The following is a 13,577-nucleotide window of genomic DNA, read 5'->3' on the forward strand; positions in this document are numbered from 1 at the left end:
GCCTCCTCGGACCAGCGCAATTCCGTGCTGACCCAATGGCTGCACCACTACAACTGGCACCGCCCTCACATGGGGATCGGTGGCCAGCCACCTATTTCCAGAGTCCTGCTGAACAACGTGGTGGGTTTACACAGTTAGTCGGCTGCTCTGCCGAAAGGCAGCCGACTAACAGTCGGCTCTACCGGGTTGGCTCTACCGGGTTGGCTCTACCGGGTCGGCTCTACCGAAAAGAGCGACGTCGGCTCAGTGCGCCGGGGCGCCGTTGCCGTCGATCTTGCTCAGCTGGTACAGCTCCAGGCCGATGCGCTTGATCAGGCCCAGCTGCTGCTCCAGCCACCAGGCGTGGTCTTCCTCGGTGTCCTTCAGCTGGGCCAACAGGATGTCGCGGCTCACGTAGTCACCCTTCTCCTCGCACAGCTTCATGCCGGCGGCGAGATTGTTCCGAACCGCGTATTCAGTGTCGAGATCCTTCTGCAGCATCTCTTCCACGGTCTTACCCGGCTCGGTGGCATGCGGGCGCATGTCCGGGTCGCCGCCCAGGAACAGGATCCGGCGCAGCAGCGCATCGGCGTGCTGGGTTTCCTCTTCCATCTCGTGGTTCAGGCGTTCGTACAGCGCGAACAGGCCCTGGTCCTCGTAGCGGCGGGAATGGATGAAGTACTGGTCGCGGGCAGCAAGCTCGCCGCGCAGCAGTTCCTTCAGGCAGGCGATGACGTCCGGGTTGCCTTTCATGGGGGGGCTCCTGTGAATCGATGCGGCATAGGGTGCCGCATTTCAAAATACGGTGATCTAATCGGAATCAGTCGCAGTTGCGCCTGCGGCTACAATCGGCCCACGAGTTCGGAAAGGACGTGCGATGCGACGTATATGGCGTTGGGTGCTGGGCGTGTTGGTCGCCATCGTGCTGGTCACCGCACTGGTCCTGTGGCTGCTGCTGCGCGGCAGCCTGGCCGACCTGGACGGCGAGCATGCGCTGCCCGGCCTGGCCAGGCCGGTCACCATCGAGCGCGATGCGCTGGGCGTGGTCACCATCACCGCCACCAGCCAGGCTGACGCGATGCGCGCATTGGGCCGCGTGCATGCGCAGGAACGCTATTTCGAGATGGACCTGATGCGCCGCAGCGCCGCCGGCGAACTGTCCGCACTGTTTGGCCCAAAAGCGATCGATGCCGACAAGCGCATGCGCGTGCATCGGCTGCGCGCGCGCACCGAGGCGAACATGCAGGCTGCGCTGGGCGACAACGTCGAAGCCGTGAGCGCCTATGTCGGTGGGGTCAATGAGGGCCTGGCCGGCCTCTCCGTGCGGCCATGGGCCTACCTGCTGCTGCGGCAGTCGCCGCAACCGTGGCAGGCCAGCGACAGCGTGCTGACCGGGCTGGCCATGTACGCCGACCTGCAGGACCCCGGCAACCAGACCGAGCTTGCACTGAGCCGCATCCGCGCAGTGGTGCCGCCGGCGCTGTACGCATTGATCGCCCACGACGGCACCGAATGGGATGCACCGCTGTTCGGCGAACCCACCGGCAACGCTGCCCTGCCCGATGCCAGCCAGCTCGACCTGCGCACATTGAAGGGAAAATCCGGCACCGCGCAGGAAGAGGTCGACGCCGTCGGCAGCAACAACTTCGCGGTGGCCGGTGCGCTTACCGCCGACGGTCGCGCGATCGTCGCCGACGACATGCACCTGGGCCTGCGCGCGCCGGGCCTGTGGTTCCGCGTGCGCCTGCGCTACCCCGATCCACAGGCCGCTGGCGGCCAGGTCGACGTCACCGGATTCTCCCTGCCGGGCCTGCCGGCGGTGATCGTCGGCAGCAACGGGCACGTCGCCTGGGGCTTCACCAACAGTTACATAGACACCGCCGATTACCGCACTGAACCAGCCAACGCCGCAGTGACCGTGCATGAAGAGCGGATTGCGGTGGCCGGCCAGGCCGACGTGCTGTTCCCGGTGCGCGAATCCGCCTGGGGGCCGATCCTGCACACGCATGCCGATGGCAGCGGCGACGCGCTGCGCTGGGTCGCCCACCTGCCCGGCGCGGTGCGCCTGGACTTCGGTGACCTGGCCCGCGCCGGTGACCTGGACAGTGCCCTGCAGTTCGCCGACCACGCCGGCATCCCCGCACAGAACCTGGTGGTCGGCGACCGCAGCGGACGCATCGCCTGGCGCCTGATCGGCGCCCGCCCCGACCGCGGTCCGGGCTGTGCACCGGCCGGCTTCACCGCCGCCAACAACCAGGACTGCGCCCCCTGGCCGATCCGCAGCGACGCCTCGCCGGCATTGATCGACCCACCGAACCATCGCCTGTGGACCGCCAACGGCCGCGTCCTCGACGGCGAGGCACTGGCCAATGTCGGCAACGGTGGTTATGACCTTGGCGCCCGCGCGCGGCAGATCCGCGATCTGCTCGCCATCCAGGACCGTTTCGACGAGCACGATCTGCTGGCGATCCAGCTCGACGATCGCGCGGTGTTCCTGCAGCGCTGGTGGGCCCTGCTGCACGACGTCATCGAGCGCAGTGACGACCCTGCACTGAAGCGTTTGAAGGAAGTCAGCCATCAATGGGGCGGTCGTGCCGCGGCCAGTTCGGTCAGCTACCGGGTAGTACGTGAATTCCGCACCCAGGTGATGGAGACGTTGTCCGATGCACTGCTGGCACCGGCCCATGCGCAGCTGGGTGATGACTACCTCGACCCGCGACTGGCGCAGCTGGAAGGCGTGGCCTGGCCGATGCTGCAACAGCGTCCGGCCCATCTGCTGCCACCGGCCTTCGACAGCTGGGATGCGCTGCTGATCGACGCGGCACGCCGTACCGAGAGCGAGCTGGCCAAGCAGGGACCGCTGTCCAAGCGCACCTGGGGCGAACGCAACACTGCGGCGATCTGCCACCCCATCGCACGGGCGCTGCCGGGCATCGCCAAGCGCTGGCTGTGCATGCCCGCCGACCAGCTGCCCGGCGACCGTGACATGCCACGCGTGCAGACGCCGAACTTCGGTGCTTCCGAGCGCATGGTGGTCTCGCCCGGCCACGAGGCCGACGGCATCGTGCACATGCCGGGCGGCCAGAGCGGCCATCCACTGTCACCCTACTGGGGCGCCGGCCACGAGGACTGGGTGCATGGACGGCCGACGCCCTTCCTGCCCGGCAAGGCACAGCACGTGATGACACTGGTGCCGGCGCGGTAGTGCCGGCCGCTGGCCGGCATCCATGCAGGTGTGTCCAGCATCATGAGGTTGCCGGCCAGCGGCCGGCACCACCGTTCAACGCTCAAGCCCTGCGACGCTCGATCAGGTTCAGCAGCGGCCCGATCATCGCCGTGGTCACCAGCGCCATGACCACCAGCACCGCGAACAGGCGGTCGCCGAGCAGGCCCAGCTCGTAACCCAGGTTGAGCACGATCAGCTCCATCAGGCCACGGGTGTTCATCAACGCGCCCAACCGCCACGCCTCGCGCGTGGGCATGCCGGCACTGCGTGCAGCACTGAAGGTGCCCAGCAGCTTGCCGGCCGTGGCCACCACGATCACCACCCCGCACAACACGATGTCGCTGGCCTGCAGCGCATCGGCACGCATGCGCAGGCCGGTCATGGCGAAGAACAACGGCAGCAGCAGGGTCACCGCAAACGGTTCGACGCGGGCCATCAACAGGTCGCGCAGCTGCGCGTTGGACGATACCGCGACGCCCGCCGCGAAGGCACCGAACAGCGCGTGGATGCCCAGCATTTCGGTGATCAGGGCACTACCCAGCGACAGCAGCAGGATGCCGAGCAGCCAGCGCCCCTCACGGCCCGGCGCGATCTGCTGGCGGGCAAACCACGGCTTCACCAGCCCCAGCATCAGCGCCACGAAGGCGACCACGCACAGCAGGTTGAGGCTGGCCGGCAGCCATCCACTGGCCTGTGCAGCCGCCACGATCAGTGCCAGCAGGCACCATGCGGTGGCATCGCCCAATGCCGCGCAGGCGATGGCGGTCTGCCCCAGCGACGTCTGCGCGATGCCGCGGTCGGCAAGGATGCGCAGCAGCACCGGGAACGCGGTGATGCTCATCGAGATGCCGACGAAAAGTGCGAAGGCAGTGAAGCCCACGCCCTGCGGGCCGTGCTGCGGATACAGCCAGATCGCCAACGCGACGCCGAGCACGAACGGCACCGCGATGCCGGCATGGCTGACCGTGAAGGCGAAACGCCGGCGGCCGCGCAGTGCTGCCAGGTCCAGCTCGGCACCGGCCACCAGCAGGAACATCAGCACGCCCAGCTGGCTGAGCATGCCCAGCGGCCCCAACGAGCTGGCCGGGAACAACGCACCATGCAACTGCGGCAGCAGGCTGCCGAGCACCAGCGGGCCCATCATCAGGCCGGCCGCCATCTCGCCAATCACCGCCGGTTGTCCAAAGCGCTTGAGCAGCGCACCGGCGCCCTTGGCTACCAGCAGCAGCACCAGCAGCTGCAGCAGGAACAGGCCCAGCGGAGACGCCAGATGCTGCGCCCAGCTGCCTTCGGCAGCAACCGTGGCACGGGCGACCATCTCGGGGGCCGCCGGCCCGGCATACCGCGCCAGCAGCACCCCGGCCAGCAACGGCACCCCGGCCCACGCCAGATAACGCCATCCCCATTTCGTGGGCGGCGCGTTGCCGCCTGCCTGTACGTCCATGAACATTCCCCAATGCGCAGGGGGCGATCATACAAAAAGGGGACGGAGGGGATTAAGTCGTTTATGCCACTTACGACTTAATCCCCTCCGTCCCCTTTTTGGGGCTTAGGCCAGTGCCTGCTCGTGCACGCCGGCGATCGCGCGTCCCGAAGGGTCGGCAGCTGCGGCGAAGCTGGCGTCCCAGGCAATGGCCGCCGGCGACGAGCAGGCGATCGACTTGCCGCCCGGCACGGTCTCCGCTGCCGCACGGCTTGGGAAGAACTGCTCGAACAGGTGGCGGTAGTAATACGCCTCCTTGGTCTGCGGCGGGTTGTGCGGGAAGCGCTTGTCGGCCGCCGCCAGCACGCGGTCACTCACCTGCGCCTCGGCATGCGCCTTCAGGCCGTCGATCCATCCATAGCCGACGCCATCGCTGAACTGCTCCTTCTGACGCCACAGGATGCTGTCCGGCAGGTAGCCGTCGAACGCCTCGCGCAGCACCGCCTTCTCGATGCGACGGCCACCGAACCCGGCGCCCACCATCTTGTGCGCGGCATCGAAGCGCATCGCCACGTCGAGGAATTCACGATCCAGGAACGGCACGCGCGGCTCCACGCCCCAGGCCATCATCGACTTGTTGGCACGCAGGCAGTCGTAGTTGTGCAGCGCGTCGAGCTTGCGCACCAGCTCCTCGTGGAATTCACGCGCATCCGGTGCCTTGTGGAAATACAGGTAGCCACCAAAGATCTCGTCGCTGCCCTCGCCGGAGAGCACCATCTTCACCCCCATCGCCTTGATCCGCCGCGCCAGCAGGAACATCGGCGTGGAGGCGCGGATGGTGGTGACGTCGTAGGTTTCGATGTGGCGGATCACTTCCGGCAGCGCATCGAGGCCTTCCTCGAAGGTGTACTCGAAACCGTGATGCACGGTGCCCAGCGCTTCGGCAGCAATGGCAGCGGCAGCCAGATCGGGCGAGCCCTTCAAGCCGATCGCGAACGAATGCAGGCGCGGCCACCAGGCTTCGGTCTGCCCGCCATCCTCGATGCGGCGACGTGCATAGCGCGCGGCTACCGCCGCCACCAGCGACGAGTCCAGGCCACCGGACAGCAGCACGCCGTACGGCACGTCACTCATCAACTGGCGTTCCACTGCATGCTCGAAGGCTTGGCGCAGTTCGGCCAGATCGGCCTGGCGACCCTGCACGTCGGCATAGTCACGCCACGGTTGCTGGTAGTAGCGCACCAGTTTACCGCTGGCACTGTCGAAATAGTGGCCCGGCGGGAACTGCGCGACATCGGCACAGGTATCGACCAGCGCCTTCATTTCCGAGGCCACGCGCAAGCGCCCCTGGGCGTCGTGGCCCCAGTACAGCGGCACCACACCGACCGGGTCGCGCGCCACCAGCACGCGTCCACTGTCACGGTCCCACAGCGCGAAGGCGAAGATGCCGTTGAGCTGTTCCAGCCACTGCGCCGGCGCGCCGCCCTGGCGGTAGAGCGCGTTGATCACCTCGCAGTCCGAGCCGGTCTGGAAGTCGTAGGTGGTGGTCAGCGCTGCCTTCAACGCCTGGTGGTTGTAGATCTCGCCGTTCACCGCCAGCGCCAGCTGGCCATCGGCCGACAGCAGCGGCTGCGAACCACCGGCCGGATCGACGATGGCCAGCCGTTCATGGACCAGCAGCGCACCTTCGTCGAGGTACACGCCGCTCCAATCCGGGCCACGGTGGCGCTGGCGTTGCGACAGTTCCAGCGCGTGGCGGCGCAGGGTGGGAAGATCGTCACCGGCCTGCAGGCCGAAGATTCCGAAGATCGAACACATGAGGGAGCTCCTGTTGGGGAATTTCACGGGTGGGAAGGTGTTCGACCGGCCATCCAGGCCCGGGTAGGCTGCGCCCGGGCACAAAAAAACCCGCATCGGCTGATGCGGGTTTTCTGGTGTCCGGGCGTGTGTTGCTGTCTATCTACCCAGGGCGCAGTCCCGCATCGGCCGCGCACGATTATTCGCGCGCAGATTATTGCGGTTGTTGTTGTTGACGGCGGTGGCCAGGCGGATCGACATGGCATCGACCCTACCCCGGTTTCCAGCGCGGCGCAACAGTTGCGTCGGCAACCGAGGCACCGGGGCACTGGTTGCCCTGCCCTGCCTGGGCCTGGCGGCCTACCAGACCCTCACCCGCCTTCGGCCCTGCCAGCGGCGGCCGGCTTGTTCGCCAGGCCCCAGGCGCAGCGCTTCTACATGGCGCGCCAAGCTACTGGGAAAAGGCGATCATGCCGCCGTTATTCATCTTTTCGGACCAGGGCCCGGCTGCAGTCCTGCGGAAGGTGTGCCGACCCACGGTCGGCACTCGCCCTCCTCACACCAGCAGCCGTTCCACCAGCCGCTGGTACAGCCCCGGCAACGCTTCCAGATCGTCCACGCGCACATTCTCGTCCACCTGGTGGATGCTGGCATTGACCGGGCCTACTTCGATGCATTGCGCGCCCAATGGCGCGATGAAGCGTGCATCGGAGGTGCCGCCGCCGGTGCTTTCTTCTGGCGCGCGGCCGATGTGCTCGGCCAGCACCGCACGGGCGATGGCGCGCAGCGTGCCTTCCGGGGTGTAGAACGGCTCGCCGCTGCGATGCCACTTCAGCGTGTACTGCAGGCCATGCCGTTCCAGCAGTGCGGTGATCTCCGCCTCCAGCTTCGGCGCATCCCAGTGCGGGTTGTAGCGGATGTTGAAATCCACGTCGAGCTCACCGGGAATCACGTTGTTGGCACCGGTGCCGGCGTGGATGTTGGAGATCTGCAGGCTGGTCGGCGGGAAACTCTCGTAGCCTTCGTCCCAGCGCCGCGCGCATAGTTCTGCCAGGGCCGGCGCCGCCTGGTGAATCGGGTTGCGTGCCTTTTCCGGATACGCCACGTGGCCCTGCACGCCTTGGACGCGCAGTTTGGCCGACAGGCTGCCGCGACGTCCCACGCGCAGCAGATCGCCCAGCGTCGCGGTCGACGACGGCTCACCGGTGATGCACCAGTCGATGCGCTGCCCGCGTGCGGCGAACAGGCGTGCAACGTGGCGCACGCCATCGATGGCATCGCCCTCCTCGTCGCTGGTCAGCAGTACCGCCAGCGTGCCGGGATGGTCGGGATGGTCGGCGACGAACTGCTCGGCGGCCACCACGAACGCCGCCACGCTGCCTTTCATGTCGGCGGCACCGCGCCCATACAGCACGCCATCGCGGATATGTGGGGTGAACGGGTCGCTGGTCCAGGACTCGCGCGGGCCGGTGGGCACCACGTCAGTGTGGCCCAGCAGAACCAGCACCGGCGCGCCCTGGCCATGGGTCGCCCACAGATTGTCAACGTCGCCCAGGCGCAGATGATCGCACTGGAATCCGGCCTGCTTCAGCCGCGCCGCCAACAGCGCCTGGCAACCAGCATCGTCCGGCGTTACCGAAGGTCGCGCAATCAGCTCGCAGGTCAGGTCGAGGACCGCGCTCATGCGTCGCCCACGCCGAAGCGTGCCTTGAAACCATTGTCACTGAAACCCTGGCTGGCTTTGCCATCGGCGGTGACCACCAGCGGGCGCTTGATCAGCTGCGGATACTCGCGCAGCAGCAGCTTCCATTCGGCCTCGGAGTCCGCAGCCTTGCGGTTGTCCGGCAGCTGCCGCCAGGTGGTGGAGGACTTGTTGACCATCGCCGCCAGCCCCCCCAGCTGCGCGGCCCATTCCAGCAGCATTTCCGGGCTGGGTTTGTTCTCGCGGTAGTCGACGAAGGTGTACGGCACGCCGAAGCGGTCCAGCCACTTGGTCGCCTTCTTGCAGGTATCGCAGTTCTTCAAACCGTAGACAGTGGTGCTCATGGCCATCTGTGATGCTGGAAAACAGAGGGCCAGAATCTCACAACAGGCGCTCGGACACGACCCGGAACGGCACTCTCGGCAAGCGGAAGGCCAGGCCCGATGCAAGCGCCACGCCCATCGCCTGCAGGCGCGGGCACTGCAGCTCGCGTTCCAGGCGCAGCGGCTGCAGGTTGTCGAGGTCTACCGGCAGCGCGACGCGGGTGCTGGCCCAGCGACAGTCGCAGGTGCGGGCGATGGCCTCGTCCTGGCAGGTGAGGAAACGCAGGAGGGCCTGATGGCCACCGAAGGCGGCGCCGGCATCGGCCAGCGCCGCGACAGTGCGCGGCGCAGTCGGGTCCAGCGCAGGCGTGCAGCAGGCGCGGCAGCATCCGCCCCAACAGGGTGTCGGACGGATGCCGGTAGATCGCGGACTGCGCCAGATCCTCCGGCGCAGCCACCTTCAGTCGGCCAGGCCGCGCAGCAGGTCGTTGACGCTGGTCTTGCTGCGGGTCCTGGCATCAACCTGCTTGACGATCACCGCGCAGTACAGCGAATGCGTACCGTCCTTGCTCGGCAGCGAGCCGGACACCACCACGCTGTACGGCGGGATGTAGCCGTAGGTGATCTCGCCGGTGGCACGGTTGTAGATGCGGGTGCTCTGGCTGAGGAACACGCCCATGCCGATCACGCTGTGGTGTCCGACCACCACGCCTTCCACCACTTCCGAACGCGCACCGATGAAGCAGTGGTCTTCAATGATGGTCGGGCTGGCCTGCAGGGGTTCCAGCACGCCGCCAATGCCGGCACCGCCGGACAGGTGGCAGTGCTGGCCGATCTGCGCGCACGAACCCACGGTGGCCCAGGTATCGACCATGGTGCCCTCACCGACATAGGCACCGATGTTGGTGAAGCTCGGCATCAGCACCACGTCCTTGCCGAAGTACGTACCGCGGCGGGCAATGGCGCCCGGCACCACGCGCACGCCACCACGGCGGAACTTCGCTTCGTCATAACCGGCAAAACGCGATTCGACCTTGTCCCAGAACGGCGCCGGACGTGCGTCGACCACGGCCATGTCGTTGACGCGGAAATACAGCAGCACGGCCTTCTTCAGCCACTCGTTGACCTTCCAGCCACCGTGGCCGTCCGGTTCGGCAACGCGGAATTCGCCGCTTTCCAGGCCATCGATCACACGGTTGACCAGCGGCCTGGTCGAGCCTTCCAGTTCGTGAAGGGTCAGCGTGGCGCGGCGTTCGAAGGCACTTTCGATGCCGAACTTCAGTTCTTCCACGCCCGGCGCGGCCGGCTTGCGCAGCGACTTGCGGGCGATGGTTTCGGCGCGTGCGGCTTCTGCGCTCTTGGCCGGGGCCTTCTTCGGTGCCGCCACCTTCTTCGCCGGCGCCTTCACCACCGCGGCTTTCTTCGGCGCGGCGGCCTTCTTCGCGGCCGGCACGGCGGCAGTTTTCTTGGCCGCTGCGCTCTTGGCGGTGGCAGCAGTCTTCTTAACAGGCTTGGTGGCCATCAGGCGGGGTCTCCGGCGTTTCGATCAGGGTCCAGGCAGGCCAGCATCGCGTCATGCAGCTGCTGCCGGGCAGGTTCAGTCAGGGGGAGGTCGTGTTCGTCACTGATCACGAAGGTGTCTTCGGCGCGTTCGCCGAACGTGGCAATGCGTGCATCATGCACGCGCAGGCCCTGGTTGCGCAGCACGAACGCCACGTCGGCCAGCAGGCCGGGGCGGTCGGGTGCGACCAGGGCAAAACGGGTTGCGCCCGGTTCATCGCGGAACTCGATGCGCGGCGCGAAGCGGAAATGGCGCAGCTGGCGTGGCACCACCCGACGCGACGGGCGCAGGCGCGACAGGTCACCACTGAGTGCCTCGCGCAGCGCGGCCTCCAGGTTGGCGCTGCTGCCATCGGCGAAGCTGTCGGCCGGATTCACTTCGAAGGTATCGAAAATGGTGTCGGCCGGGCCATCCAGCACGCGCGCGCGATGGATCCCGTAGCCCTTGCGGTCCAGGGTCATCACGATGGCGGCAAACAGGCCGTCGCGGTCCGGCGAATGCACGAACACTTCCAGTGCCGGGTCGTCGACACTGATGCGGCGCACCTTCACCAGCGTCTGGCCCTGTTTCACCGGTACCAGCGCGGCGGCCTGCCAGGCCAGCTGCTCGGGGCGCAGGCGAATGAAGCCCTCATCCGGCATCACGGCGAACTGGCGGTCGATGGTGGCGTCGTCGTAACCCTGCTCGCGCACCAGTGCGCGCACGCTGTCGCGCGCCTCTGCCACGCGCTCGGCCGCCGGTACCGGATGCTCGAGCCCTTCGCGCAGCGCGCGCCGGGTGGCGAAATACAGATCGGCCAGCAGGCGGTCCTTCCACGCGTTCCACAGCTTCGGACTGGTGCCGGCGATATCTGCGCAGGTCAGCAGGTACAGATAGTCGAGGCGGTCGCGGCTGCCCACCAGGGTGGCGAAGCGATGGATCACCACCGGGTCGGCGATGTCCTGCTTCTGCGCGGTCACCGACATGCGCAGGTGCTGTTCGACCAGCCACGCCACCAGTTCGGTATCGGACGTGCTCAGCGCATGCGCCTGGCAGAACGCGCGCGCATCGACCGCGCCCAGTTCGGAATGGTCGCCGCCGCGGCCCTTGGCAATGTCATGGAACAGGCCGGCCAGCAGCAGCAGCTCCGGCTTGCGCAGGCGCGGCCAGACTTCATGGGCGATCGAGAAGCGTTCGTCGGCACGGCTGCTGGCGAACAGGCCGATGTTGCGCAGGACCATCAGCGTGTGCTGGTCGACGGTATAGACATGGAACAGGTCGAACTGCATGCGCCCGCTGACCTGGGCGAACGCGGGAATCCACTGGCCGAGCACGCCCAGCCGCGCCATGCGCGAAAGCGTATCGACCGGGCGTTGGCCACGCAGCAGGGTCATGAACTGCTCGCGCGCGTCGGTGTCGGCCTGGTCGTAGGCCGGCAGCAGCGGCAGCGCTTCGGCCAGCGCGCGCGCGGTCAGCGAATGCAGGCCGCGTACCTGCGGATTGTTGGCCCAGCTGGAGAACAGCGCAAACACCTGGCCGATATCGCCACGCGGCCAGTCGGCCTCGTTGGCGGCCAGGTAGCCGCGGCGCAGGGAGAAGCCCACGGTCAGCGGTTCCGGCTGCGCTTCGCCATCGAACTGTTCCTCGAAGCGCTGCAGCAGGCGGTCGCTGATCCGCCGCACCACCAGCGCGGCGCGGTAGAAGCCCTGCATCATCTTCTCGACACCGAGGTTCTCGGCGTCGTCTTCGAAGCCCAGGCGCGCGGCCAGGGTCTTCTGGTAATCGAAACGCAGGCGCTCTTCCGGGCGACGTGCTACCAGGTGCAGGCCGAAGCGCAACCGCGCCAGCACCGCACGTTCGCGCTTGAGCGCCGCGGCTTCGTCGGCACCCAGATGGCCGAGCCCGACCAGGGCTTCCAGGTCGCGCACGCCGAAGGCGCGCAGTGCCATCCAGCCCAGCGTGTTGAGATCGCGCAGGCCACCGGGGCCATCCTTCAGGTCCGGCTCCAGGTTGTCGGCGGTATCGCCGAAACGCTGGTGCCGGTTGCGCAGCTCTTCCAGCTTGGCCAGGAAGAACGCGCGTGCCGGCCACAGTTCGCGGTCGTCGATGGCCTCGCGCAGCGCGCGGCGCGCCGCATCATCAGCCAGGATCGGGCGCGCCTCGATCAGCGCGGTCAGCACGGTCTGGTCCGTCGCCGCCTCGCGGCACTGGGATGCAGAACGCACCGCATGGCTGACCGCCAGCCCGCAATCCCACAGCAGCGCAAACAGGCGCGCCAGTGCCGCTTCGTGCGCCAGCTGTGCCGGCGGGCCGCCGAACACCAGCAGGTCGATGTCCGAGCGCGGGAACAGCTCACCGCGCCCATAGCCGCCCACCGCGAACAGCGACAGGCCACTATCGACTGGCAGGCAGCGCTGCCACGCCAGGCGGATCAGATGGTCGGCGGCACGCGCGCGCAGCGCCAGCAGGCGCTCGATGTTGTCGCCCTGGTCGAAGCGGCGGTACAGGCGCGCGTCGGCCTGCTGCAGCGCCTGGCGCGCGGCAGCAGCCCAGTCCGGGTCGTTGAGCGACGCGGCCGGCGTGTCCAGCAGCGAACTCGCCGGCAGCATCCTCAGGAGACCTGCGACTCGCCCGGCGACAGCGTCAGCACGTCGACGCCGGTCTCGGTGACCGCGATCATGTGCTCCCACTGCGCCGACAGCTTGCGGTCCTTGGTCACCACGGTCCAGCCATCCGGCAGCACCTTGTTGTAACGGGTGCCCTCGTTGATCATCGGTTCGATGGTGAAGGTCATGCCCGGCTGCAGCACCAGGCCCTGGCCCGGGCGGCCGTAATGCACCACCTGCGGCTCGTCGTGGTAGACCTTGCCGATGCCGTGGCCGCAGTACTCGCGCACCACGCTGAAACGCTCGCCTTCGGCATAGCTCTGGATGGCATGGCCGATGTCGCCCAGGGTTGCGCCCGGACGCACCGCACGGATGCCGCGCCACATCGCTTCGTAGGTGGTTTCCACCAGGCGGCGGGCCATCACCGACGGCGTGCCGACGAAGTACATGCGGCTGGTGTCGCCGTGCCAGCCGTCCTTGATGACGGTAACGTCGATATTGATGATGTCGCCATCCTTCAGCACCTTCCCTTCGCTGGGAATACCGTGGCAGATGACGTTGTTGACCGAGGTGCACACGGTCTTCGGGAAGCCGCGGTAGCCGACGTTGGCCGGAATCGCGCCCTGCACGTTCACGATGTGGTCGTGGCAGATGCGGTCCAGCTCCTCGGTGGTGACACCGGGCTTGACGTGGGGGGTGACGATGTCGAGCACTTCGCTGGCCAGGCGGCCGGCGATGCGCATCATCTCGATTTCCTGCGGGGTTTTCAGATTCACGCTCATGGCGCCCATTATCGCCGATCCCGCTGCAATCTGAACGAACGCCACCCAACTGGCGATCCGGGGCATGCACGGTTCCGGCAAGGAAAGTGAAAGCGTGACGATCTCCACCCTTTCGCACGCCTGTTTATCACGGATTACAGACACTTACCCGCAGAAGCTGGCTACGACCGTTGTCAAAGCGGCCCCGAACCTGCCGCCT

Annotated in this window: 10 protein-coding genes; 2 read left to right on the forward strand and 8 right to left on the reverse strand. The window is 67.3% G+C overall.

Translation table 11 applies throughout. The features are described from left to right. A partial coding sequence (locus tag AC5P5R_RS00005; protein WP_495226301.1) for an integrase core domain-containing protein occupies positions 1–138 on the forward strand: 138 nt, incomplete at its 5' end. A gap of 105 nt (positions 139–243) precedes the next feature. On the opposite strand, the gene bfr is transcribed toward AC5P5R_RS00005, so the two are convergent. Next, complete coding sequence (bfr, locus tag AC5P5R_RS00010) at positions 244–732, reverse strand: bacterioferritin (RefSeq protein WP_005408763.1); 489 nt, start codon at positions 730–732, stop codon at positions 244–246. A gap of 124 nt (positions 733–856) precedes the next feature. Between bfr and AC5P5R_RS00015 the strand changes: the two genes are divergently transcribed. Then, positions 857–3,184: a penicillin acylase family protein gene (locus AC5P5R_RS00015; RefSeq protein WP_049395929.1), complete on the forward strand. Its 2,328-nt coding sequence runs from the start codon at positions 857–859 to the stop codon at positions 3,182–3,184. Between the two features lie 82 nt (positions 3,185–3,266). Here the strand turns inward: AC5P5R_RS00015 and AC5P5R_RS00020 are convergent, their stop codons facing one another. From AC5P5R_RS00020 to map, 7 genes are all read right to left on the reverse strand, one after another. Continuing rightward, positions 3,267–4,655 (reverse strand): cation:proton antiporter domain-containing protein, encoded by a 1,389-nt coding sequence (locus AC5P5R_RS00020; protein WP_099485251.1) that lies wholly within the window; start codon positions 4,653–4,655, stop codon positions 3,267–3,269. Between the two features lie 99 nt (positions 4,656–4,754). Further along, positions 4,755–6,446 carry an asparagine synthase B gene (gene asnB / locus AC5P5R_RS00025; protein ID WP_012479619.1) on the reverse strand — a complete coding sequence of 564 codons (1,692 nt, stop codon included), beginning with the start codon at positions 6,444–6,446 and terminating at the stop codon, positions 4,755–4,757. A 535-nt stretch (positions 6,447–6,981) separates the two neighbouring features. After that, positions 6,982–8,109, reverse strand: coding sequence for a succinyl-diaminopimelate desuccinylase (dapE, locus tag AC5P5R_RS00030; protein ID WP_049395930.1), 1,128 nt, complete (start codon positions 8,107–8,109; stop codon positions 6,982–6,984). After that, a complete protein-coding gene (locus AC5P5R_RS00035; RefSeq protein WP_005412750.1) occupies positions 8,106–8,477 on the reverse strand; it encodes an arsenate reductase in 372 nt (123 codons plus the stop codon). The genes dapE and AC5P5R_RS00035 overlap by 4 nt, the downstream gene beginning before the upstream one ends. Positions 8,478–8,910: 433 nt before the next feature. Further along, a complete protein-coding gene (dapD, locus tag AC5P5R_RS00040; protein ID WP_005408756.1) occupies positions 8,911–9,972 on the reverse strand; it encodes a 2,3,4,5-tetrahydropyridine-2,6-dicarboxylate N-succinyltransferase in 1,062 nt (353 codons plus the stop codon). Further along, a complete protein-coding gene (locus AC5P5R_RS00045; protein ID WP_447177726.1) occupies positions 9,972–12,581 on the reverse strand; it encodes a [protein-PII] uridylyltransferase in 2,610 nt (869 codons plus the stop codon). The genes dapD and AC5P5R_RS00045 overlap by 1 nt, the downstream gene beginning before the upstream one ends. A 20-nt stretch (positions 12,582–12,601) precedes the next feature. Continuing rightward, a complete protein-coding gene (gene map, locus AC5P5R_RS00050) occupies positions 12,602–13,444 on the reverse strand; it encodes a type I methionyl aminopeptidase (RefSeq protein ID WP_005408754.1) in 843 nt (280 codons plus the stop codon). Positions 13,445–13,577: the final 133 nt, after the last annotated feature.

This window comes from Stenotrophomonas sp. YJH_SMC_19, from assembly GCF_059367915.1.